The sequence below is a fragment of the Parendozoicomonas callyspongiae genome (assembly GCF_023502345.1).
Taxonomy (GTDB): domain Bacteria; phylum Pseudomonadota; class Gammaproteobacteria; order Pseudomonadales; family Endozoicomonadaceae; genus Sansalvadorimonas; species Sansalvadorimonas callyspongiae.
Genome location: NZ_JAMFLX010000001.1, coordinates 306,642 through 328,974 on the forward strand (window position 1 = coordinate 306,642; position 22,333 = coordinate 328,974).

General features: G+C 48.7%; 21 protein-coding genes. 9 read left to right on the forward strand and 12 right to left on the reverse strand.

The window, feature by feature from the left end; all coding sequences use genetic code 11:
* Positions 1–25: 25 nt before the first annotated feature.
* The 3 genes from M3P05_RS01330 to M3P05_RS01340 all read right to left on the reverse strand — a co-directional run bounded on the left by M3P05_RS01330 (position 26) and on the right by M3P05_RS01340 (position 4,281).
* Positions 26–1,636: a BCCT family transporter gene (locus tag M3P05_RS01330; protein ID WP_249697427.1), complete on the reverse strand. Its 1,611-nt coding sequence runs from the start codon at positions 1,634–1,636 to the stop codon at positions 26–28.
* Between the two features lie 62 nt (positions 1,637–1,698).
* The gene (locus M3P05_RS01335) at positions 1,699–2,823 is read right to left on the reverse strand and encodes a mandelate racemase/muconate lactonizing enzyme family protein (RefSeq protein ID WP_249697428.1); all 1,125 of its coding nucleotides are present in this window, start codon (positions 2,821–2,823) and stop codon (positions 1,699–1,701) included.
* Between the two features lie 102 nt (positions 2,824–2,925).
* Complete coding sequence (locus M3P05_RS01340; RefSeq protein ID WP_249697429.1) at positions 2,926–4,281, reverse strand: FAD-dependent oxidoreductase; 1,356 nt, start codon at positions 4,279–4,281, stop codon at positions 2,926–2,928.
* Between the two features lie 190 nt (positions 4,282–4,471).
* Here M3P05_RS01340 and M3P05_RS01345 point away from each other — a divergent pair, with 190 nt between their 5' ends.
* The 5 genes from M3P05_RS01345 (at position 4,472) to M3P05_RS01365 (ending at position 8,775) form a co-directional block, all read left to right on the forward strand.
* Entirely contained in the window at positions 4,472–4,738 is a 267-nt protein-coding gene (locus M3P05_RS01345; protein WP_249697430.1) for a CBU_0592 family membrane protein, read from the forward strand.
* 99 nt (positions 4,739–4,837) lie between these two features.
* Positions 4,838–5,476: a GntR family transcriptional regulator gene (locus M3P05_RS01350; RefSeq protein ID WP_249697431.1), complete on the forward strand. Its 639-nt coding sequence runs from the start codon at positions 4,838–4,840 to the stop codon at positions 5,474–5,476.
* A 99-nt stretch (positions 5,477–5,575) separates the two neighbouring features.
* Positions 5,576–6,214, forward strand: coding sequence for a paraquat-inducible protein A (locus tag M3P05_RS01355; protein WP_249697432.1), 639 nt, complete (start codon positions 5,576–5,578; stop codon positions 6,212–6,214).
* Complete coding sequence (locus M3P05_RS01360) at positions 6,207–6,797, forward strand: paraquat-inducible protein A (RefSeq protein WP_249697433.1); 591 nt, start codon at positions 6,207–6,209, stop codon at positions 6,795–6,797. The genes M3P05_RS01355 and M3P05_RS01360 overlap by 8 nt, the downstream gene beginning before the upstream one ends.
* Positions 6,790–8,775 carry a PqiB family protein gene (locus tag M3P05_RS01365; protein ID WP_249697434.1) on the forward strand — a complete coding sequence of 662 codons (1,986 nt, stop codon included), beginning with the start codon at positions 6,790–6,792 and terminating at the stop codon, positions 8,773–8,775. Before M3P05_RS01360 ends, M3P05_RS01365 begins: the two co-directional genes overlap by 8 nt.
* Positions 8,776–9,016: 241 nt before the next feature.
* Here the strand turns inward: M3P05_RS01365 and M3P05_RS01370 are convergent, their stop codons facing one another.
* The gene (locus M3P05_RS01370) at positions 9,017–10,570 is read right to left on the reverse strand and encodes an SGNH/GDSL hydrolase family protein (protein ID WP_249697435.1); all 1,554 of its coding nucleotides are present in this window, start codon (positions 10,568–10,570) and stop codon (positions 9,017–9,019) included.
* A 116-nt stretch (positions 10,571–10,686) separates the two neighbouring features.
* Between M3P05_RS01370 and M3P05_RS01375 the strand changes: the two genes are divergently transcribed.
* Entirely contained in the window at positions 10,687–10,965 is a 279-nt protein-coding gene (locus M3P05_RS01375; RefSeq protein ID WP_249697436.1) for a Lar family restriction alleviation protein, read from the forward strand.
* Positions 10,966–11,017: 52 nt separating this feature from the next.
* On the opposite strand, the gene M3P05_RS01380 is transcribed toward M3P05_RS01375, so the two are convergent.
* The 4 genes from M3P05_RS01380 to znuA all read right to left on the reverse strand — a co-directional run bounded on the left by M3P05_RS01380 (position 11,018) and on the right by znuA (position 14,764).
* Positions 11,018–12,070, reverse strand: a complete 1,053-nt coding sequence (locus M3P05_RS01380; RefSeq protein WP_249697437.1) for a pyridoxal phosphate-dependent aminotransferase — start codon at positions 12,068–12,070, stop codon at positions 11,018–11,020.
* Positions 12,071–12,173: 103 nt separating this feature from the next.
* Positions 12,174–13,178: a hypothetical protein gene (locus M3P05_RS01385; protein WP_249697438.1), complete on the reverse strand. Its 1,005-nt coding sequence runs from the start codon at positions 13,176–13,178 to the stop codon at positions 12,174–12,176.
* Positions 13,178–13,696, reverse strand: coding sequence for a hypothetical protein (locus tag M3P05_RS01390; protein WP_249697439.1), 519 nt, complete (start codon positions 13,694–13,696; stop codon positions 13,178–13,180). The genes M3P05_RS01385 and M3P05_RS01390 overlap by 1 nt, the downstream gene beginning before the upstream one ends.
* Positions 13,697–13,822: 126 nt before the next feature.
* Positions 13,823–14,764, reverse strand: a complete 942-nt coding sequence (gene znuA, locus M3P05_RS01395) for a zinc ABC transporter substrate-binding protein ZnuA (RefSeq protein ID WP_249697440.1) — start codon at positions 14,762–14,764, stop codon at positions 13,823–13,825.
* Positions 14,765–14,872: 108 nt separating this feature from the next.
* Here znuA and M3P05_RS01400 point away from each other — a divergent pair, with 108 nt between their 5' ends.
* Positions 14,873–15,376 carry a class I SAM-dependent methyltransferase gene (locus M3P05_RS01400; protein ID WP_249697441.1) on the forward strand — a complete coding sequence of 168 codons (504 nt, stop codon included), beginning with the start codon at positions 14,873–14,875 and terminating at the stop codon, positions 15,374–15,376.
* Here M3P05_RS01400 and M3P05_RS01405 read toward each other — a convergent pair.
* Both M3P05_RS01405 and M3P05_RS01410 read right to left on the reverse strand, forming a co-directional pair.
* The gene (locus M3P05_RS01405; RefSeq protein WP_249697442.1) at positions 15,358–15,549 is read right to left on the reverse strand and encodes a PA3496 family putative envelope integrity protein; all 192 of its coding nucleotides are present in this window, start codon (positions 15,547–15,549) and stop codon (positions 15,358–15,360) included. The two genes, M3P05_RS01400 and M3P05_RS01405, sit on opposite strands and share 19 nt — an antisense overlap.
* A gap of 92 nt (positions 15,550–15,641) precedes the next feature.
* Positions 15,642–16,490 carry an SIS domain-containing protein gene (locus tag M3P05_RS01410; protein WP_249697443.1) on the reverse strand — a complete coding sequence of 283 codons (849 nt, stop codon included), beginning with the start codon at positions 16,488–16,490 and terminating at the stop codon, positions 15,642–15,644.
* 285 nt (positions 16,491–16,775) lie between these two features.
* Here M3P05_RS01410 and uvrD point away from each other — a divergent pair, with 285 nt between their 5' ends.
* Positions 16,776–18,959, forward strand: coding sequence for a DNA helicase II (gene uvrD / locus M3P05_RS01415; RefSeq protein ID WP_249697444.1), 2,184 nt, complete (start codon positions 16,776–16,778; stop codon positions 18,957–18,959).
* Between the two features lie 167 nt (positions 18,960–19,126).
* Positions 19,127–20,242, forward strand: a complete 1,116-nt coding sequence (locus tag M3P05_RS01420; RefSeq protein ID WP_249697464.1) for a TRAP transporter substrate-binding protein — start codon at positions 19,127–19,129, stop codon at positions 20,240–20,242.
* Between the two features lie 390 nt (positions 20,243–20,632).
* Here M3P05_RS01420 and M3P05_RS01425 read toward each other — a convergent pair whose 3' ends face one another.
* Together M3P05_RS01425 and M3P05_RS01430 are read right to left on the reverse strand one after the other, a co-directional pair.
* Positions 20,633–21,877: a B12-binding domain-containing radical SAM protein gene (locus M3P05_RS01425; protein WP_249697445.1), complete on the reverse strand. Its 1,245-nt coding sequence runs from the start codon at positions 21,875–21,877 to the stop codon at positions 20,633–20,635.
* A gap of 22 nt (positions 21,878–21,899) precedes the next feature.
* Positions 21,900–22,328: a DUF2141 domain-containing protein gene (locus tag M3P05_RS01430; protein WP_249697446.1), complete on the reverse strand. Its 429-nt coding sequence runs from the start codon at positions 22,326–22,328 to the stop codon at positions 21,900–21,902.
* Positions 22,329–22,333 lie beyond the last annotated feature (5 nt).

The following is a 22,333-nucleotide window of genomic DNA, read 5'->3' on the forward strand; positions in this document are numbered from 1 at the left end:
AGAGAAAACTGAAAACGGGTAAAGTTTACGCCGCTACAGCCTCCTTGAGAGGCTCTTCACCCTCAGCAGTTTCAACAGCTGTGTCAGTCAGCTTGTGCATGTTCTCAATTTCCATGGAAGTCATGTGGCCGTAGTCTTCACGCATGTACACGAAAGTCTTGTACAGCATGTAGGAAGTGAGAAGGAGCAGAGGTAGTGCGAAGATCAGAATTGCAGCCTGCATGGAGCCTACCGGCGCATTTACCGATATAAACACAGCCGGGATAGCAACAATTACCAGACACCAGAAAATCTTCAGAGCGGTAGCCGGGTTATTGTTCTTATTCAGTTTCTTCTGTGTCTGACAGGCCACTGTAAATACGGAACCGTCCAGGGTGGTTACCAGAAGCAGGAAGGTTGCAACGATAAACAGGCACAGAATTATTGAAGAGAGAGGAAGCGTATTCAAAGACTGAACAATGGACTGGCTGGCCTGACCGTCGGAAACCATCTGGCTGATATTCACCTTACCGTCCAGCTGCGTCTTCATCATGAAGGAACCTACGATGGAGAACAGCGCTGCAATACCGGCAGTACCACCACCAATCATGCAGACGATAACTTCACGGATGGTGCGGCCTTTGGAAACCTTGGTGGTGAACACACACATCAGCGGAATGAAGATCATCCAGTAAGCCCAGAAGTAGGCAGTCCAGTTCTGTGGGAAACCAGCTTTCTCAATAGCGTCTGTGTACAGACTCATCTTCACAAAGTTGGAAGCCCAGATCGCGATGGAGGAACTGGTGTTTTCCAGGATGAACTGGGTTGGACCCATGATCAGGATGTAAACCGCAAGGGCAACAATGCAGTAAGTGCCGTAGCTACTGATGTTCTGCATACCTTTCTCAATACCGAGGAAGGAGCTCATGATCAGCAGAGCTGCAACAATTGCTACCATTCCCAACTTCAGCGCCAGCGTGTCTGCAATACCGGTCAGCAGAGAAACCGCAGCAGAAATAATGGGAACACCCAGGGAGAGAACGATAATCAGGCCGAATACCAGGGCGATCGGGTAAGTGATATCGATGATGCGTGCAACAACGGAACCGGAGCTGCTGTTACCCATCATGTTTTTCACAATATCACTGATCTTGAGAGAGCCTGATTTACGGATATAAAACGCATACATAACCGGAATGGCTGTAATCGCGTAAATCGCCCAGGCAGTTATGCCCCAGTGGTGCAGGCTGTAGGTGACAGCCCATTCGTGCGCCAGGGTGCTGCCGGCTTCAATGGCGAATGGAGGAGTCTTGATATAGTAAGACCATTCCAGGAAGGCCCAGTAAACAGTACCGGAACCAACACCCGCCAGCGCCATCATGGTGATGTAGGCAAAGGTAGAGAACTCGGGCTTCTCATTACCCATACGGATGCTGCCGTATTTACTGAAGCAGAAGAAAGCGCCAATAATCACCAGGCCAAAGGCATACCACAGGATTGGGGTACCCAGGTTACTGGCAATCAAAGTAAAAATATCACCGGCAACGCCAATGGCGGTTTCAGTGTTTGTCAGAAAGAACCAGGAGATCGCACTCACAATTACCATTGAGACCGCGATCGTGACCTTATCGAAATTTCCGCTCGTCTGTGTCGTCATGTTTAACTCCTATGCATTCACCCACTTCCCTGTAAGCAAATACGGGGACAGCCTTTTGGTAGTTATTCGATGATGTAACTCAGAATGGATGCGTCACGTACCGCAGCCCAATCCATCTCAACGCCCAGACCATCGCCTTCAGGGGCGTGAACAAAGCCTTCTTTGTCGGTGCGAATCACATTCTTGGCACCGTACTCGAAGTTCTCGTAAGGGAATGCCTGCTCGAAGTACACACCGTTGTTGTGTGCCAGGGCCACATGCAGGTTGGCCGCCTGGGTAATGGTGTAACCCCAGGATTGGATTTCCAGAGGCTTGCCGTGAGCTTCAGCGATAGCGAAGCACTTGTTCAGAGGAGTAATACCGCCGCAGACAGTGGCGTCCTGACGAACATCGGACCACATGTCGTTTGCCAGAGCATATTCAACTTCAGGCAGGGTCAGCAGGCAGTTACCGTGGCTGGAAATTTCGATATTGGTTTCTTTAACCAGCTTCTGGTAAGTCTTGAAGTCGTAGTCGGAGCAGGGCGCTTCGTACCAGTACCAGCCCAGTTCGTCGAGCAGTTTGGCCATCTTCAGGGACTGCTCGCCGTTGTAGTACATGGCAGTGTCGAGCATCAGCTCAATGCCGCGCCCCTTGAAGTGTTCATCAACAGCCTTTACCAGAGGAACATCTTTCTCAAAGACACAGTGACAGTGCAGCTTAACGGCAGTGAAGCCTTCATCAATACACTTCTCGATGAAGTCGAAGTATTCCTGATGGCTGTGGAACAGAGGAGTAGATGCGTAAGACAGCATCTTGTTGCGAGCGCCGCCCAGCATCATGTAGATAGGCATGCCGAACTTCTTACCCTTGATATCCCAGGCGGCGATATCGAAAGGAGATTTGGCAACCAGGCCACCCCAGGTGCAGCGACCCTGCAGCCAGGTATGGAACTGCTCAGTCATCAGAGCGTTCTTGCCGATCATGCCGGGAGTAACGCTCTTCATGGCTTCCAGCACACACTTGTCGAAGTCTTCTTCGGTGTAGCTGATGGTTGCGCCAACACCTTCCAGACCATCATCAGTGATCAGGCGAACGATGTTGTTGGTGTAGTACAGAGGCTCCTGGTCATCCGCCCAGGGTACTGGGTCAGCTTTGCGGTCAGCGACAGCGTACAGTTCAATTCGTTTTATATTGCTTTGTTTCACTCTTATACTCCAGGTCGTGCTGGGAGAGATCTCCCGATCCAGCGGCGCAACTCTGTGGAAGGGGGGGCGTGAACCGCTGGCGAAAAAGAGGTCTTAAAGCGCTCAGATGTGGCTGCCTGCAGCCACCATCTGATCTCTAACGTCCTTGCCACTCAGCTCACGGAAGCTGATGTTGTTTTTCAGGGACAGCACACAGGCCTGACCGGCTGCGTGGCCATATTCAAAGGTCTGTGCGGTAACACGGGCAGAAGCGAGAGCTTCGTGCTCTGCAGAGAGACAGCGGCCGGCAACAATGATGTTTTCGCCAAACCTGGGCAGCAGTGTGCCGTAAGGTACGTCGTACCAGTCTTCAATCAGCCAGTGCAGTTTGGGTTTGGTGCCGGAGTGCAGTTCGATCGGCCAGGGGCTGCGGCAGATGCTGTCTTCATATTTACGACAGTTGACGACATCGTCGTTGCTGAGCTTGTCGACACCTTCAATAGAACGGGTCTGGCGGATACCAACTTCAACACTGGTATCAACCACGTAGGATTCTTCACAACCTGGAACAAAGTTTTTCAGGAAACGGGCATATTCCCGCATCTGCTTACGGCCGAAGACTTCAGCTTCAGTGAAATCAACCGGATCAATTACGTTCAGTACACGTCCATCCTGTCCGGCCAGACGGGTTGCGTTGACCATCAGTTCGCCAGGACGTGTGGTTGGGAAGATCCAGATTTTGTGGCGGGGCAGGGCGTATTCACCGGAGGCGTTCAGCTCAAGGATCTTGGCGGTCATATCCGGTGGACAGATGGTGTCTTCGCCGTAGTAATCGAGGTAGGTGTTCATATCGACACCACCCAAGCGGAAGAACATGGTGGGATTCTGGATAACACCGTTATCCCCGAAGAAGTATTCACCACCTGCACGGGCAACAACAGCAGCGTCGCCGCTGGCATCAATAATGCGTTTTGCCAGAATAATGGTGCGGCCGGCGTTGGATTCAACGACAACACCTTTATAGGTTTGGTCATCCATGACCACGCCTGTTACGGCGGAGTGGTAAAAGATTTCTACCCCAGCTTCCATTAGCATTTCATCTGCGACTTCACGCCACATTAAAGGGTCGTGGGTTACGGTGAAGGTTTTGCCGTAACGCAGCGGTTCGGTGACACCACCCTTTGCTTTTAAGTTCTGACGGAACTCTTCGGTGAATCCGAATACAACCTGTTCCGGGGCTTTAGCGGGATCATCGCTTCCGAGATACATGCCACAGATTGTGCCGGACATACCGGCTACCGCTGAACCGCCACAAAAGCCATATTTCTCAATCAGAGCTGTTTTCAGTCCGTTGCGGCCACAGGTTGTTGCGGCTGCCACACCAGCTGAACCTCCGCCAACAACCAGAACATCCAGCTCCCGCAGTACCGGCAGGTCTGAAATTTCGTTAAGCCGGCTTTCTAGTTTCCAGCCTTTCATGACAACCTCTTATTCTAAAATGCATCTGATATATCAGTGGTGTACAAATAATATTCTGCTGGTCGTATCAGTGGCTTGACGCATATCAACAAACGAGAAAAGAGGACTGGTTAATGTCTAATCGCCTTGGAGTGGAAGGCTCTTTTAAAGCGTTTAGTCGTTTGAAACTCGGGACAGGAGTTAAGAATTCGTGAATCCCTATGATGCAGTCGGGCTGGTAGGTGTTATTACGTACCTCACACCTTTCGTTTTGGTGCAGATGAAAAAGATGGAACCGAATGAACTGTCTTATTCGCTACTGAACCTGTGCGGCTCTTCATGTTTTCTTATTTCTTTGACCAATGACTTTAACCTTTCAGCAGCCATTGCTAATACAATATGGGTCTGCTTCAGTTTGCTGGGGATTTTCCGTTTCTTTAGGGACCGAACCAGAGAAAAGCAACTGCAGGTCTCCTAGCGTTATCTGGCACGGCAGGTAGTAGTTGTGCTGTCAGAATAAATAAACCTGTATGGAACAGCTGCCATACAGGTTGGCATTGTGATTAATTGAGAATTTATGGGTCCTGAAAAGTCGTTGACAGATATTGCCTGTGAACAACTGGAGAGAATGATTGTTTTCCAGGAGTTGAAACCAGGCATGATGTATTCAGAAAAAAAACTGGCAGAGCTGATGGATGTCGGGAGAACACCCGTCAGGGAAGCTCTGCAGAAACTGGCGTGGGAGCAAATGGTGGTTATCCACCCTCGCAGAGGAATTCAAATACCGGTTGTTTCTGTTGAAAGTCAGTTGAAGCTTCTTGAAGTGCGGCGTCCACTGGAAGCTCTCTGTGTGAAGCTTGCTGCACAGCGGGCCACACTGGAACAGAAAGCTGAGATGAAAAATCTGGCTGATGGCATTATGCAGTGTGCCAAGTACCATGAAGACGAACACTTCATGGATCACCTGCGCGGTTGCCATGAAGCGCTGGTTGAGGCTGCCCGAAACGAATACATCAGCAAGGTTATGCGCCCGCTGCAGGGACCATCCCGATTGTTCTGGTTCCGTCACCGTGAAAGCAATACCGACCACCCGGCCAGTCTGCACGCCGCGATCATGAACCGGGTTGCTGCTGGTGACAGTGAAGGTGCTGAAGATGCATCAAACACCCTGATTCAATATCTGTCTGACTTTGCTGTTGCCCGCCTGAGGATGTGATTTTAAGTCGACCGACATTGGGGCCGTTGGCTTGCCTAAACAAAAGCTGAAGCTATAAATACAAAGCAAAGTGGCAAGCCATGGCTTCTGGTCATCTGAATGTCGGTGGATGAAAACTCTGATTTCAACAAAACGGCAAATGGGAATCATCTCTGTCCCGATTGTGATCTTCTTCTCAGTTATGATGATCTGCTTCCTGGTAATGCCGGGAAAACTCTTCGCTGCCCCAGGTGCCACCACCACTTTCGCTGTTTGAGTGGCTCTCTTTCTACATGTCGCGCTTTAACTCTGTCCGGGTTGATTCTCTACATTCCTGCCAACCTGGAACCCATTCTTGAGATTGAATTAAGCGGTCAGCCTAGTGCTAATACTGTGATATCGGGCGTTGCTGCTCTCTGGGAAGGAGGGCTTTTCCTTGTTGCTGTTGTGGTGTGTTTATTTGCATTGGTTGTTCCCCTTCTTCGGCTGGTTATTCTGGGCTTAGTCCTTCTTCCTCAAAACGTTTTTGATCGTGAAACCGGTTGTTCCCTGATGCGATGTCATCACCTTCTACATGGCTGGGGGATGATGGATATCTTTTTGCTGGGTTCTCTTATAGCAATTATCAAAATTCAGGACTTTGCCGAGGTTATGCCTGGACCTGGAATGCTTTGCCTGGGCCTGATGATGTTTATGGAAATGCTGGCTTCGCGAAAACTGCCTGTTGAACAGCTGTGGGCAGGGTTTAGTCATGAATAAACCTGCCCGCATTTGCAGTACCTGTCACCTGACAAGTATCACCAGCAATGCATTTTGTCCCCGTTGTCGACAAAAGCTCTATGTTCGAAAACCGGACAGCCTGAAAAGAACCTTGGCTCTACTTTTGAGCGCAACTCTGCTCTATATCCCTGCTAATGTGCTTCCCATCATGATCATCGAAAAAATGGGACAGGGGAAAAGCGACACAATCATGACTGGAGTTATAGCTCTGGCTGGCAGCGGCATGGTTCCTATAGCGATTGTGGTCTTTGTGGCAAGTATCGTGGTGCCGCTGTTCAAGATTATTGGGATAACCCTTTTGCTCCTGCATGCTTCGGGTTTATGGCATGGCAACACATTAAGGCTGCAGAAACTCTACCGCTTTATTGACTGGGTTGGTCGCTGGTCCATGCTGGATATTTTCATGATTTCCGTACTTATCTCTTTGGTGCAGTTCCGGATTCTGAGCATCTATGCGGGGCAGGGAGCAACAGCTTTTGCGGCTGTTGTCGTATTAACCATGTTGGCCAGTCACACTTTTGATTCCCGTCTGCTTTGGGATAGATGGCAAGCCCATGAGTGAATCATTTCAGACAGAAGAAGAGGGGAAAAAGTGGTCGCCGGTATGGCTGATGCCAATCATAGCCTTGATGATTGCAGCCTGGCTGGGCTGGAAAGCCTGGGAAGAGCGGGGGATCACAATCAAGGTCGTCTTTATTGATGGCAATGGTATTGAGGCTGGGCGAACTCCTGTCAGATTTAATGGCCTGCAGGTAGGAAGAGTTGAGTCGGTAAAGCTGAAACCTGACCTAAAAGGGATCACTGCAAGAATACAGATGCAGAAGGAAATGGAGCCATGGCTGACAAAAAAGACCCGGTTCTGGCTGGTGCATCCGGAAATATCCATGGCTGGAATAACCGGATTGGATACGTTGCTTTCCGGTAACTACATCACTCTTAAGCCTGGGGCGGGGCAGTTAACCCGGGAGTTTCAGGCGCTGGAAGATGCTCCTCCCCTGGCAGAAGGAAAGGAGGGACTGCATATCAGGCTGCTAGCGGATGATGCCAGCTCTCTGATACCGGGAAGTCCAGTTTACTACCGGCGAATTGCCGTTGGTGAGGTTGAAGAAGTAGCTCTGGCCAGCAAAGGGCATATGGTTCGTATTGATGTCTACATTAAGCCTGAGTACGCAAACCTTGTTCGCAAAAACAGCCGGTTCTGGAACATCAGTGGCGTTCATATCAGTGGTGCCATATCTCGCCTGCAGATCCAGACAGACTCTCTACTTTCAATTCTGAAAGGAGGCATCGCTTTTTCAACGCCAGGGTGGGAGCCGGAGTATGAGCCTGCTCCCCAGGGTGAAAAATTTCATCTCTACTCCGACTATGACTCGGCAAAAAGCGGTATTCCCATCCAGATAGAGTTTCCCCTTGGCTCGGATATTGTGCAGGAAGGTGCGCGCATAATGTTTCATGGCGTTGAGGCTGGGATGGTAAAAAGCTATTCGATCAAGAACGACCTGTCTGGTTTTATTGTTGATGCATCCATGAATCCTCAGGCTCATCCGGCACTGGTGAAAGGAACATCATTCTGGATTGTTGAACCAAGAATAACTCCCAGGGGCGTTGAGGGAATGGATGCACTTCTGTCAGGTCGTTATGTCGCAATGGATGTGACGATTGAAGCTATTAGAAAAGGAGAGCAACTACGGACGTTTGCCGGTTCAATGTCTCGGCCTGCGATTGGGATAGATACACCGGGCCTGCACCTGAAGTTGTTTTCAGATGCGCTGGAGGGAATTTCTGAAGGGAGTGAAGTCTGGTTGAGAGGGATCACTATTGGCAGTGTCAGTAGAGTCAAGCTTCACCCTGATAAAACAAAAATGCAGGTAGAAGTCTCTGTCCATATAGAGCCTGAGTATCAGTCATATATTCGGGAAGGTATTCGGTTCTGGAAAATAGCAGGGTTTAGTTTTTCTGGAGGTTTGTCAGGCTTTGAATTTACCAGCCGCCCTCTGGACTCAATGATATCGGGTGGGATCAGCTGCGATATCCCCAACCTGAATGCCGGGCCTATTAACCACGAAACCAGTTTCACTCTTTATCCAAGCAAATCAGAAGCATTTAACAAAGGCAGAAAAATTATCCTCTACAGTGGTGATTTGGGTTCTATTCAGACTGGAAACCCGGTTCTGTATCGGGGTGTACAGGTTGGGGAAGTGGCAGGAACCCGGCTGGCCAACCCTGCAGACCGTGTTGAGATAGAGCTGAATATTGAAGACGATTTTGTTCCCCTGGTCACAAAGTGCAGTCGTTTCTGGAATGTCAGCGGAATTGATATTGATATCGGTCTTTTCCGGGGAATACAGGTTCAGACTACTTCCATTCTGTCCCTATTACGTGGAGGAATAGCGTTTGCTACCCCTCATTGTGATAGTCCTGCCCCCCAGGGAGCCACATTTGTTCTTCATGACAAACCCAAAGGAGAGTGGTCAAACTGGAATCCTCCGATTGAGTTGAAAAAAGATGCTCAGCTCTCCAGTCTGTCTGCCGATAAGTAACCCTCCTGTTTATGATTTCAGGAACTTTAAGGGAGAGATAACGGTCAAATATCGTCTCCCGAAAAAACTTTCATAAAAACATCAAGATACGGAGTCACCTTTTATGTTGACCAAGCTAGAAGAAAAGAAAAGCAAGCAAGGCAACCGTTCCTCGTCCCTGTTCAAGTTTGGGACACTACGAAGAAAAGTTGCTGAGCAAAAGAAAGGAGGCCAGCAGTAGCTGGCCTCACTGTTTTCAGCTTCAGAAAAAAGCTTTCCTGCACGAAATTTTATAACCTTGTTCTTCCAGTCTTCTGCAAACAGCACCGGCAATCAGACTGTGTGCTTTGTCTGTCAGATTAAAGCCGTCGTAAAAGTAGTACTGGTTGGGTTTGTTGCAACGGGCAACAGTTCTACCAATAAAACGGCTGGCAGCACTGAGTGAAGAACCATCCTGGACAATGGTATCTGTCAGCTGTGTTTTCTTGCTCATAGATGGAATCTTTAAAACGGTATGTGTTGGTGAACTTCTTTCTTTGTGCTCGGCCAGCCTCAGGCAGGGTTCACTTGACAGGTTGTTTTTTCTGATAAGTTCTGAGTGGTTGGCTTTGTCTGAAATAAGCGTGATAGCAACACTTGGAAAGGTGTCCATTAAGCGTCCGATCATATCTTCGAGCAGGTCGTTATGGCGGTTGACCTTTTCCTGAATATCCTGCTTTCGGCTATCCAGAAAGTTTCGGGTAGAAGGGAACTGCAGAGGATCCTGCAATTCGGTAATCAAAAAGTGTTGGGCATTATCCCGGGCTATTAGTTTTTCTATTCCATCCCTGAGGCTATCAATAACATCCTGGGGATCAGCCTCATCAATAACGTAGTCATCAGCGCCGTAGCTGATCACATAGAGTGTTGATTCTGGTTCCCTAACATCCGCGTATTCACTGCGGTCGCCATAATCTTCGACCATAAACTCAAAGCTGGGAGGAATACCGTCTTTAAGAAGGTTTTTAAAACGTGACTGTCCTTCCGGAGTCATGTTGTCTGCAACCTGCCCCCAGAAACCTTCACGCTCAGATGAAGAGGCTCCCTTTTTAAAGAGGGTTGAAGCGATGGTCATTCCCATATCAATGTTTGCCAGCAGGGCGCTGAATGAAATCATGTCATCTTCAGAAAGGCGCTGGCGGACATGGCTTCCGGCATAAGCCATGCAGACAAAGTCACTCTGTTTATCCGGATCAAGCCCAAGCTGCTTTGCCAGAACTTCTGCCCAGACCCTTGAGCCATTAGTGAAACGGCCTGACTTGTCGTAAAGCTTTCCTGGAGGAAGTACCGGTAAACCTATTGATGGGTAAAGCCAGAGAATAGCGTTCAGAAGGATCTGCGAGCGATCAATAAATAGATCAAGGGGACGGGAGAGGATGTGACCTAGCCCCGTCTGGTTTAATAACAATGATGCCCCGGTAATCGCCATAAGACGTTTGGAAACGGTGTAGTCAGCAAGAACAGGAATACTGTCGAGCCAGAAGTCCCAGCCGTAATACCAGATGGGAACCCAGGCGATGGAAGTCATGGCAAGGGACGATGCAGCATCAATAACATCCGGACCATGATAACGGATGTCCTGCCTCAGGCGGGATGGTTTCTTTCTTCCGGCAAGTTCATCAAACAACTCCCGCGTATTTCCGGTGTCACTGTGTGCATTTCCAAAGACAACCATATGTTTGATGGTGACAGGAGAAAACGGCTGATCATCTGACCATGCAGGTACCAGGAACCAGAGGGTGAACAATGTCACTAATACAGAGCGTACAGTTGTCATGGCAGCCTTCACCTGAAAAACGCAGGACAGTGTAGATAGGGTGCGCACGCTGTCTCGTTGAATCGCTATGCTGGTTAGATAAAGACTAAATAACGGAACGACTCGTGAGAGCATTCGTGAGAGCACTGCAGGAGTGCCCCTCCTGCGGAGGGCGAGCGGAAATTCTCGACTTTGACGTGTCAGGCGACAAGCTCTGGCAGGTTTCCTGCGGGAAGTGTGGTTTGGCAACTGAAATGGACGATGAACGCGCTATCTGCATTCAGCATTGGAACAGGCGTGATGGTGAGGAAAAACTGCGTACCAAAGTCACAATTCTGGGTGTGCTTGTTCCTTTGGGAATGGCGATGTCTTTTCTGGTGGGATTATTGTTTGGCTTACTGGGAGGGGGGCTTTAACAATGCCGCAAGCTTGCAGCATTGTTAAAAAAAGAACCCGATCAGAACAGGCTTATGCAAACTTGTTCAGGCAACTGATCAGCTTTTCGGTTTGCGCAAGGGTTCCAATCGTTATTCTCAAACCAGGATTTCCATCCCTGTCAGCTTTTGGCCTGACAAGAATATTTTCCTTAATCAGTTCTTTATTTATATCTTCCGGGTTTTTAAAGAAGATCCATAGATAGTTGGCAGAACTGGGCCAGAAAGTAATGTTTCTTTCCTTAAGCCAGCCTTCCAGCATCGGCTTTGATTTGTTCATGACTTCGCTGACATAGCTGTGCGTGTATTCAGGGTGATCAAGCGCCGCCCGGGCAGCAACAAGTGCTAACTGGTTTACGTCATAGGGGCCTCGGATATTCAGCAGCGCAGAAATATTTTCTGCGGCAGAAAGAACGTAACCAAAACGAATAGAGGGCAATCCCCATGTTTTGGAAAAGGTTCTGGTAACCAGAATATTTCTGTGCTGCTCCAGAGCGTCACTGACGGTTGCGCGGGTGTACTCGAAGTAGCATTCATCTACCAGAACCGTGCAACCTGGAGCAGCAGAAGCAATTTTCAGAATATCTTCCCGGCTGACTTCAGTACCGCTAGGGTTGTTTGGATTGGAAATAACAATCACTCGGGTTTTGTCAGTAATAGCTGCCAGAACTTCCTGGGTGGGAAAACCATTTTCTCTGGAATACTGGGGTTCAATAATGTGCAGGTTTTCTACTTTTGCGCATTGGGTGTACATGGCAAAAGAAGGCCCTGGAATAATTGCTTCATCCCCTGCAGAGCATGAGGCACGAATAATCAGATCAATACCCTGGTCTGAGCCGTTGGTGATCATGACCTGTTCCGGATTGACACCACAGTAATTTGCGAGCTGTTCTGTGATATCGCCATAATGGGGGTAGGTCTGCAGTGAGCCACTATGAATATAATCAGTCAGTGCCTGTACTACATGTTCGCTGACAGGAATGGTTCTTTCATTAAAATCAAGCAGGGTGTGACGCTGTGGACTGCGTCCTTCCAGGGGCGGCCTATATGCACCCATCTGACTTAAGTGTGCCTTGAAAATACTCATTATTGGCTCGTTGTTGTGGTTCTATCTGGACAGGCAGATTGTTGTAATGCGTGAGGCCAGTAACTGCATCATATGCATCATGATGCAGTATTGCCAGCCTGGATTAAGGTCCTTCCGCTGGGGGAACAAGAGGAGGGTTGGGGTTAGGATTATTCAATGCCTGCCTTTCAGCAGCGGTAAGGCGGGAGTTTTCAATTTCGTGACGGTTCGCATTAATACGAAGATCAATAGCAGGCTTGTTTAGAGCGGTGCTTGGTGTTTCTTTTTTGGGTTTATTGTTTTTCTTCTTCGATTTTTTCTGCGGCATGATGTTCTGCTTGCTCTTTCCACTGTTAAGAGCCTTTCTCATATCATTCAATTGATCTGCATGCTTAGGGTCAGGCTCCTGACGCGTCAGTGAGAAGGATACGCCTCCTCCTGAAAACTCTTTGGTAATACTACCGGTTAACATGGGCTGGAAGACCTCAGCCCAGTCAAACAACTTGCCCTTGGAATGTGCCTCAGCTTTACCTAGCTCAAATACTTTGCTTCTGTGCAGCACATAAGCACTGTAAAGCTGGTGATCTGGCATATCTTTGAGTTTTTTATCCAAGGCTTTTTGAGCAGAAGCTTTCAAAGGCTCAAGGTATCTTGGAAGGTGGTGAGGGCCGATTTTTCCAGTTAACGGATATACCTGAACAGACTCTGTGGTGTTGGGAAGTTTGACTTTGATAACACACCCAAGAGCTGCCGCGAGCTCAGGGTGATCGACAATCTTCGTGATAATCTCAAGCTGATCCCTTACCCAGAGCTCATCAATAACTGATTTGACCTGATTCTTTGCTTCTTCAAGGGTGGTACTGTCATCTTCTGGGGGGGCTAATTTGCTTGTAAGTGGTGCTTCTCCAGGCAGGGCGGAGGGTTTTCTGTCCTTTAAATTCTGTCGAGGAGTGGGGTTGTTGTTTGGTTGGGCTGCAGGTATTTGTTTTCGGGCTTGTTTGTGTTGCCTGATGTTTTTCCGACCTGCAGCCGTGTTTGGGTCGAAGTTGTTCTTGTCATTGTTGTTTGGAGGTGGGTTAGGAATATTTCCTGGACCTGGAGGGGTTACTCCACCGGTTGGTTGACTCATTATGGCTGCTCCCCATCCACAAGATCTATGACGGTAAAGTCGCTGATATCATATTTATCCACATTGGAAGAAAGCGGGACGATAAAAGCTTTTTGAGCAACCTTCCCTTTATAAATGGTTCTGAGCTTCAGAACAGGCTTTCTTCCCTTCAGGGCGATATAGCTCAGTACATACAGATCTGGATCTGGAGTAATAGAAAGTGCCGGGTCAGTCAGATACTTACCCTTGACCAGTTGAACGGCATCTCCGGCAAGGGATTCTGCAAATATTCCGTCGGAGTGATAGCTCAGGGCCACAAGAGACCGCTCGGATTTCTTCAGCTCAGGATATTCCCCCAGAATGGGCTCATCGCTGAAAACCACTTGAACACCGATAACGGCAACATAGGGTTCTCCCTGCAGGTTTTGATAAACCAGTGTTGCCGAGAAGTTTGATCCTGGAAATTGCGGTTTATCCGGAGTGCTTTGACATCCGGTAAAAAGAAAAACCATCAGAAAAACAGGTAGTAAGCGGTGCATTGAGGTAGTCCTGTCAGTATGACCCTGGTCAGCCTGAGGCTGGCTTTCCAAGATCATCGGCAGGGAGTGGGTGAAGTAGAGGGAAATTGATGCAGGTATAGCAAATAGCCATACCTGCAAATGGAATTATTGAGCTGGGGTTGTCAGACAGGCGCTGATTTTGAGGGCAATAGCTTCCAGGAACCGCGGGTAAGACATCGGATCTGAAGGCAGATATGTAGCGAGAGGATCAAGCTCAGCAACCCTGACATTCAGGCCGTTGATAACGTTGTCCAGATAAGCCGGTTTGAACTGAGGCTCCCTGAAAATACAGGTGTTTCCTTCGGTCTTAATTTTTTGGCGAATCTCGGCAATATGGCGGGCACCAGGCTGAATCTCCGGGCTTATGGTAAAGACACCAGCCACTTTCAGGTTGTAATGGTTGGTGAAATAACCCCAGGCATCATGAAAGGTAAAGAATCCCCTGTCTGAAATGGGTTTGAGAATCTGCTGGTTCTTCAGATTTACGGCTTTTAGCTGCTCTTCGAACTGATATAGGTTGAGCTGATAGATATCAGCATGCTCTTTATCCCCGGCCTGAAGGGATCTGGTTATGGTCTTTGCAATGGCCAGGGCATTGTCCGGTTCCAGCCAGATATGAGGGTCATGATTGCCGTGGTCGTGGCCTTCGTGAGCATTATGGCCGGCGTGTTCATCACCATGCTTATCCTCTTTTTCTGAGAGTTTCCTGACTTTGACCCCGGGAGCATCCATTACGGCCAGAACGGAGGATGCACTGGAAAAGCGATTAAGTGGCTTTTCCAGAAAACGTTCCAAGTCTTCACCAATCCAGAAGACAAAATCAGCATTAGCGATTTTGCGAACATCTGATGGCTTCATGCTGTAATCGTGAGGAGATGTTCCCGGCTGCAAAAGCAGCTCTGGCTCTGTTACACCGGAGGTTATCGCTGCAGTAATCATCTGCAGGGGTTTTATGCTTACCAGTACTTTGGGAGGAGCGCTGAAACCTGGCAAAGAAAGGGCCAGAGTGGCTGTAAACAGGATGGTTTTCTGGAAGATATACCGCATATCCGACTGCTGATTAATGTTTTTGAATTGTTATGTTATTACACTTCCTTTGAATGGCAAGAATTGGTTTCTACGTCTTATATGGTTTCTATGGAGATCATTATTATCATGGCCTTTCTGATGGCTTCAGCCATCGTTGCATACACCATTATCAATGGAATAGGGCCAACCCCAACTAATGGGCGAGTTATTCGGCAGCTGGATAAAATACTCCCCGAAAAGGCTGACGGGGACGTTATGGATCTGGGGGCAGGCTGGGGCAGGGTTGCAATCTACCTTGCGCGAAGGTATCTCGATAACCGGGTACTGGCCATAGAGAACTGTCCTCCGGTCTGGCTTGTCTGTTGGATAAGGGCAAAATTATCGGGTAACACCAACCTGACAGTGAAGCTGGGAAATATTTATAAGGAAAGTTTGGAAGATGCCGGGCTGGTGTACTGCTATCTCTATCCTGGCGCGATGAAGAAATTAGCTCCCCAGCTACGATTCATGCCGCCAAGGAGCGTAATTATCAGCAATACATTTTCACTGCCTGACTATGAAGTCGATAAGACCTGTCAGGCAAAAGATGTGTGGAAAAGTCCTCTCTATCGCTACAGGTTGTCCCAGTAGTTGTCATCTGACATGGCTTTCAGGCGCTTTTTTTCAGCACGATCTTCAAGTGCACGACGAATATAAAGTTGTTTCTGTGATGCTTTTTCCGGCATCTCGGTTGTCGTCTCTCCAGTGTTGAGATCGTACTGATCGTCCTGTTGTTCATTCTTCTCAGCAACGGCTGTAGCCATGATGATTCCCTCTCTTCATTATTGTAATTTTCAGCTCATGGCTGTTTGAGGAAAGTATTGCCTGTCCTTCCTCGGACAACTTCAAACTACTGTCAGTTCACCCTTAGACTGCGAAGGTTGTGTTTTACATTTTCCAGCTGTTTTGCAAGTTCCGGGCCACGGGAACGTGCGACACCCATCGCCAATATATCTATCACGGTCAGATGAACGATTCGTGACGTCAATGGCGTATAGATATCAATGTCCTCGGGGACATCAACGGCAATAGTGATATCTGAATGTGATGACAAGGGAGAATTGCCCGGGCAAAGGGCTATTACCTGGGCACCCTGCTTTTGGGCAAGTGTTACCATATGTAGCAGTTCGCGGGTGCGCCCTGTCTGGGAAATTGCCAAAACGGCGTCGTCCTTATTCAAGGTTGCAGCAGAAATTGATTGCATATGCGGGTCTGAATATGCGGCAGCATTCACCTGTAAGCGGAAAAACTTGTGTTGTGCGTCAGAGGCGACAATGCCTGAGGCACCGAAACCATAAAACTCGATGCGCCGGGCACCACTGAGAACCTGAATGGTTTTCTCAAGCGTCTCACTGCAGATACTGTCCCGCTCTTCAAGAAGACTATGGACTGTTGCGTCAAAAACCTTACGGGTCAGAGTGCGGGTGTCGTCATTGTCGGCAACTACAAAACGGGAGAAATCATTTCCCGCAGCCAGCGTTTCAGCAAGCCGCAGTTTGAAATCCTGGAATCCTTTACAACCCAGAGCGCGGCAAAAACGCACGACCGTTGGCTCACTGACTTCGCAATGAACGGCCAACTCGGCAATACTGGTGCGAACAACCCCGGCTGGATTATTTTCAATATAATCCGCGATTTTCTGCTCAGAGCGTGTCAGTTGTGCACGCCTGGCTTCAATTTGTCTCAGCAGGTTTATTATTGGCATACCTGCGCTCGTCACACTCCGGCGATCTGTTGTTATTGTCCATGAGCTAGCACTCTCGCCCCCTTGACTGCGAAAATTCTTTTTATTTCCACTCATGGCTTTCTGGTGGGATTTATACAGGAAAATACGGTTTTCCACTACATATAGATTAACGATGTTCCGCTGTAGTTCATATATGTTCTGTTAATTTTGCAGATAATCTGAGGCAAAATGACAATAACTGGATAAAACACAGCTCTATTTTCGTTACACTTGCGCTTTGATCATTTTGCCCAGAGCGCACATATGGACGTCACTGCAATTCTCGATTCCCTTAATGATGCCCAGCGGGACGCGGTAACCCTGCCGCTTGGTTCCGGCCTGGTGCTGGCTGGTGCTGGCAGTGGCAAAACCCGTGTGCTGGTACATCGCATTGCCTGGCTGGTACAGACTGAAGGTTTGTCGCCCTGGTCAATTATGGCGGTAACCTTTACCAATAAGGCTGCTGCAGAAATGCGGGGACGAATCGAGGAAATGCTGGATATGCCGGTACGCGGCATGTGGGTGGGAACATTCCACGGTCTGGCTCACAGATTGCTGCGCGCCCACTGGAAAGAAGCCGGGTTGCCGGAAAACTTCCAGATTCTCGACAGTGATGATCAACTGCGCATTATCAAACGCATCATGAAGTCCATGGGGCTGGACGATAACAAGTGGCCGCCCCGTCAGGCTCAGCATTATATCAACAGCAAAAAAGACGAAGGCCTACGTCCGCAACACTACGAAGCTGGCTATGACATGTTCGAGAAAACGATGCATGGCATCTACCTGGCCTATGAAGAGCAGTGTCGTGTACTGGGTGTGGTCGACTTTGCTGAACTGTTACTTCGTTCCAATGAACTCTGGCTCGGCAACATCGAGTTGCGCAATCATTACCGTGAACGTTTCCGTTACGTGTTGGTGGATGAGTTCCAGGATACCAACTCTGTTCAATACGCCTGGCTGCGCAACCTGGTAGGCGACCAGGATAACCTGATGGTTGTTGGTGATGATGATCAGTCAATTTACGGTTGGCGTGGTGCCAAAATCGAAAACATTCTGAAGTTTCAGGATGACTTCGAGAAAGCCAAGATGATCCGGCTGGAGCAGAACTACCGCTCAACCGGCAGTATCCTGAAAGCAGCAAATACATTGATTGCCAACAACCCTGGCCGGCTCGGTAAGGAATTATGGACTGATGGTTCAGAAGGTGAGCCAATCCATGTTTATGCCGGTTTCAACGAAGTGGATGAGGCCCGCTTTATTGCTGACCGTATCCAGGATGCCACCTCCAAAGGCATGGACCGCAGTGATATCGCATTGCTTTATCGCTCAAATGCCCAGTCCCGCGTTTTGGAAGAAGCTATGTTGCGCTCCGGCATTCCTTACCGGATTTATGGCGGCCAGCGCTTTTTCGAGCGGGCTGAAATCAAAAATGCCATGGCCTATCTGCGCCTCTCCAGTAATGCTGATGATGACACATCTCTGGAGCGGGTTATTAATGTTCCGCCTCGGGGTATTGGTGAGAAAACAGTTCAGGCTATTCGTGATGTAGCCCGAGATGGCAGTGTTTCCATGTGGCGTGCAGCGCAGCAGATGATTACCCAGAAGCTTCTTCCAGCCCGGGCCTCAAATGCGGTTGCCGGTTTTGTGGAGATGGTTGAAGGTATGTCTTCATCCGGAGATGATCTGCCGCTGCATGAGTTTGCTGATCACTGTATCCAGATGAGTGGCCTGATTGAGCTCTACAAGAAAGAGAAAGGCGAAAAGGGCCGGGCTCGTATCGAAAACCTTGAGGAACTGGTTTCGGCCTGTCGGGAGTTTGATCCAGAAGAGGCGTTCGATACCGATGAACAGGAAGCCATGTCCCCATTGGATGCCTTCCTGGCCCATGCAGCTCTGGAAGCGGGTGAAACTCAGGCAGACCAGTTCACCGACAGTGTGCAGATGATGACCCTGCACTCGGCAAAAGGTCTGGAGTTTCCGCTGGTATTTATGGCTGGAATGGAAGAAGGCCTGTTTCCCCATAAGATGTCCATGGAAGACCCTGACGGCCTGGAAGAGGAACGGCGTCTTTGTTACGTAGGTATTACCCGGGCACGTGAACAGCTGTATATGACTTACGCTGAGAACCGTCGCCTTTATGGACAGGATACTGTTAATCGTCCATCTCGCTTCCTTCGGGAAATCCCCCGTGAACTGCTGGATGAAGTGCGCCTGAATGCCAGTATCAGCCGTCCAGTAACGGCAGCAAGGCGAGCCATTGCCAGTGCTGATGTACCGGGAACCGATCTTCGCCTTGGTCAGCGGGTTTTCCACGAAATGTTTGGAGAGGGCGTTGTTCTGAACTTTGAAGGGCAGGGAGCACAGGCCCGTGTTCAGGTGAACTTTGATAATGAAGGCAGTAAGTGGCTGATGGTGGCTTACGCCAAGCTGGATGTCTGTTCCTAATGTTTTTATTAGCAGGAGTGGCTAATAACCACTCCTGCAGCTTTGAAAGTTGGCTTTGATAAGCCTGAGCAGATAGTATGTCTGCGTCTTCTATGGCAAAAAATGCCAAGAATAAAAACGATCCAATACGAAGACCCGATAAAAAGAAGAAGAGGAACGAGGCAGAGATGAAACGTCGTCAGATACTCACTGCGCTGGGTGTTGGAGTATTAAGTGCAGCACTGGCAGGCTGCGGTGGTTCCAATGAAGAATCTACAGTCACATCAACAGATAGCATAACCCCAAAACAGAAAACCTATAACTGGAAACTTGTTACATCCTGGCCCAAGAACTTCCCCGGCCTGGGAACTGCACCTGAGCGTTTCGCTGATATGGTCACAGAGATGAGTGGCGGGCGGCTGAACGTAAAAGTTTACGGTGCTGGTGAGCTTGTTCCTGCTCTTGAAGTCTTTGACGCCGTGCAGAATGGCACAGCTGAAATGGGGCACAGTGGAGCCTATTACTGGAAGGGAAAGAACCCGGCCACACAGTTTTTTACCGCCGTACCATTTGGTTTGAATGCTCAGGAAATGAGCAGCTGGCTCCACAATGGGGGCGGTATGGAACTGTGGGACGAGCTATATGCCCAGTTCAACCTCAAGCCTTTTGCCGGCGGCAGCACGGGTGTTCAAATGGCTGGCTGGTTTAACCGCAAGATCGAATCTCTTGAAGATCTTAAAGGTCTGAAAATGCGCATTCCCGGTCTGGGTGGTGAAGTCTTGAAACGCCTTGGCGGTTCACCCGTTAACGTTCCTGGCGGTGAGTTGTTTACCGCCTTGCAGACTGGCAGCATTGATGCGACCGAATGGGTTGGCCCCTACAACGATATGGCTTTTGGTCTTTATAAAGCCGCCAAATATTACTACTACCCTGGATGGCATGAGCCTGGTTCAACGCTTGAGTTCACTGTGAATCTGGAAGCATGGAATGCACTTCCGGATGATCTGAAAGCAATTGTTGAGGCTGCAACAAAAGCCACTCACCTTTCCATGCTGGATGAGTACACTGCCCGTAATAATGCAGCACTTCAGCAGCTGAAAAATGACCATGGTGTTGAGGTTCTGAAACTGCCGGATGATGTCTTGGCTGGTTTGCATAAGGTGGCAGATACAGTTGCTGCAGAAGTTGCAGCCAGCAACCCTTCTGCTGGAAAGATTTATGCCTCCTTCAAGAAATTTGCTGAACAGGCACAGGAATATCACCAGATTTCTGAAATGGCCTATTACGACGCACGTCAGCTATAGCTGGCAGATCTGGCAGGTTGCTGAATAAGCTACCTGCCAGAGCTTATGTTTTGATTTAAACCTTACCGCATGAATAACATATAAACAGCGAAAACCAGCCAGGTAATAGTGATAAACCAAAATGTCACAGGGTTATCTTTGCGACTGACTGATTCAAAGAGATGAGTGTGGCCACTTCTTATGTCTGGTACAACCATCAGAAAAATTAAGATGCCCCAAAGCCAGTAAATTCCAAAAACAACAGCGGTAATAATTGACAGCATGCCAATCAAGGCACGCCACTTAACAGTCTTCAACAACAAACTCCATTCACAGCTTTGGGTACACCTTTCAGGGCCATGAAAACTTTACCACACGAAAGAACGTGCTCTCTTGGTTTGCTAGCAGAATCTAAAAATACATCGCATTTTCAGGGCCAATATTCCTGATTCTTGCAGATTTTCTCTTCGCAGCTCTTATCCATCCGTTGTATTTCCGGTGATACCAGTCGGCACCTTCTTCCAACTCCCTTGCGGTCATGTTCTTGGGTTCAAAAACTGCATTGCTACAGTCGTATTTTGACCAGTCGCGCGTGAGCAGACGGCCTTCTCTTTCCATTTGCTCAAACAGGGCCGTTCCGGGAAATGGCGTCACAATCGCAGCCGCACAGGAGTCCAGCTCGATCTCATCCACAAAATCCAGTGTCTCTTTGAAAATATCCGGCGTGTGCTCATCAAAACCAAAGAGCATCGCAGAGTCGACGGCTATCTGATATTCATGCAGTTTGCGAACATTCTCCTTGGCCTTGTCGACCTTGATAAAGTTCTTTCCACAGGCTTTCAGCGCTGCCTGACTGGGAGTTTCGATACCAACAAGAAGGTAGAAAAGGCCTGCTTCAGCTGCAGCTTCGAGAATGTCGTCGTACTGAGCCAGATTGAGTGTTGCTTCAGCCATCCACTTAACATTAAGAGGTTTAAGGGCCTGAAACAGTTCCATTGCATAATCGCGGTCAGCAATCAGGTTGTCTGCATGCAGTTCCAGATACTCGAGGCCTGACGCCCTGATCTCATCAATGACTTCACCAACCGGACGGCGGCGGAAGGTGGGAAAGAACTTGTGAACAGTGCAGTAGGTACATTTAAACCTGCAGCCCCGTGACACCATGACAGAACCCATTCCATCGTATGCCTGCATGTTTATTGCTTCATGGGGATAACGCTCCATGTTGACCATGGAGGGTGGCTCTGCATTTTTATAAATCTTTTGGAGTTGTCCGGCACGTAAATCCCTGAGAACAGAAGGCCATAGTAAGTCTTCCTCTCCTTTCATGACCGCATCGGCATGTTCCAGAACTTCTTCTGATACGAATGATGCATGCAGGCCACCAAAAACAACAGGAATCCCTTGTTTGCGGAAATGATCTCCCAGTTCATAACCACGGTAAGCATCAGGGGTCGACATAAAGATGGCGACCAGATCTGCTTTTTCTCTCAGGTTGGCTGAGCCCTCAGATGTTTCATCTGTAATTTTCAGATCAACATCTTTAGGAGTGACCGCAGCCGCAGAGTAAATGCTCTGGGGAGGAGCGGCCATAAAGCCTTTATATTCCTTGAACAGGCTGTGCTTTGTGGATGCCTTGATAATATAAACTTTCATTTTCAGCGCCTCCCCATAGTCACTATTTGGCCAGATAAATCATGGACAGGCTTTCACTGTTGCTGCCCTCTTTGATCTCAATGCTGGCCTGTGAAAAATTAGGTATGTTTTTCCGGCCTGCTCCCTTGCTAAAGGCATAACCTTCCCTGGGGTTGGCTCCCTGCATGTTAAGCACACCATCTTTATTCTCATCATGGTGAACCATCAGTGCATACCTTCCCGGCCGCAGGTTTGAAAAGCGAAACTTCATCGTTCCGGACTTCGATTTTTGGACAATAGATGACTCGGCATCAGGGAAAACCTGCTGCTCAAATGCACTGGCATTATCGAATAACGACAGAGTCACGGTTCCATTGCTGTTCTTGATGTCATTAAGCTGGATATCCAGTACAGCAGCTTGTAAAGAAAGTGGGATGCAGGCAAATACAAACAGGGCCAGGTGACGAAACATTAAAT

What these genes read in the sequence shown, in the direction of transcription:
- M3P05_RS01380 (WP_249697437.1), bottom strand. Translation starts at nt 12,070, where the DNA reads ATGAGTATTTTCAAGGCACACTTAAGTCAGATGGGTGCATATAGGCCG.
- M3P05_RS01425 (WP_249697445.1), bottom strand. Translation starts at nt 21,877, where the DNA reads ATGAAAGTTTATATTATCAAGGCATCCACAAAGCACAGCCTGTTCAAG.
- M3P05_RS01370 (WP_249697435.1), bottom strand. Translation starts at nt 10,570, where the DNA reads ATGACAACTGTACGCTCTGTATTAGTGACATTGTTCACCCTCTGGTTC.
- M3P05_RS01385 (WP_249697438.1), bottom strand. Translation starts at nt 13,178, where the DNA reads ATGAGTCAACCAACCGGTGGAGTAACCCCTCCAGGTCCAGGAAATATT.
- M3P05_RS01390 (WP_249697439.1), bottom strand. Translation starts at nt 13,696, where the DNA reads ATGCACCGCTTACTACCTGTTTTTCTGATGGTTTTTCTTTTTACCGGA.
- M3P05_RS01420 (WP_249697464.1), top strand. Translation starts at nt 19,127, where the DNA reads ATGAAACGTCGTCAGATACTCACTGCGCTGGGTGTTGGAGTATTAAGT.
- M3P05_RS01430 (WP_249697446.1), bottom strand. Translation starts at nt 22,328, where the DNA reads ATGTTTCGTCACCTGGCCCTGTTTGTATTTGCCTGCATCCCACTTTCT.
- M3P05_RS01350 (WP_249697431.1), top strand. Translation starts at nt 4,838, where the DNA reads ATGGGTCCTGAAAAGTCGTTGACAGATATTGCCTGTGAACAACTGGAG.
- uvrD (WP_249697444.1), top strand. Translation starts at nt 16,776, where the DNA reads ATGGACGTCACTGCAATTCTCGATTCCCTTAATGATGCCCAGCGGGAC.
- M3P05_RS01330 (WP_249697427.1), bottom strand. Translation starts at nt 1,636, where the DNA reads ATGACGACACAGACGAGCGGAAATTTCGATAAGGTCACGATCGCGGTC.
- M3P05_RS01400 (WP_249697441.1), top strand. Translation starts at nt 14,873, where the DNA reads ATGGCCTTTCTGATGGCTTCAGCCATCGTTGCATACACCATTATCAAT.
- znuA (WP_249697440.1), bottom strand. Translation starts at nt 14,764, where the DNA reads ATGCGGTATATCTTCCAGAAAACCATCCTGTTTACAGCCACTCTGGCC.
- M3P05_RS01340 (WP_249697429.1), bottom strand. Translation starts at nt 4,281, where the DNA reads ATGAAAGGCTGGAAACTAGAAAGCCGGCTTAACGAAATTTCAGACCTG.
- M3P05_RS01410 (WP_249697443.1), bottom strand. Translation starts at nt 16,490, where the DNA reads ATGCCAATAATAAACCTGCTGAGACAAATTGAAGCCAGGCGTGCACAA.
- M3P05_RS01355 (WP_249697432.1), top strand. Translation starts at nt 5,576, where the DNA reads ATGTCGGTGGATGAAAACTCTGATTTCAACAAAACGGCAAATGGGAAT.
- M3P05_RS01360 (WP_249697433.1), top strand. Translation starts at nt 6,207, where the DNA reads ATGAATAAACCTGCCCGCATTTGCAGTACCTGTCACCTGACAAGTATC.
- M3P05_RS01405 (WP_249697442.1), bottom strand. Translation starts at nt 15,549, where the DNA reads ATGGCTACAGCCGTTGCTGAGAAGAATGAACAACAGGACGATCAGTAC.
- M3P05_RS01365 (WP_249697434.1), top strand. Translation starts at nt 6,790, where the DNA reads ATGAGTGAATCATTTCAGACAGAAGAAGAGGGGAAAAAGTGGTCGCCG.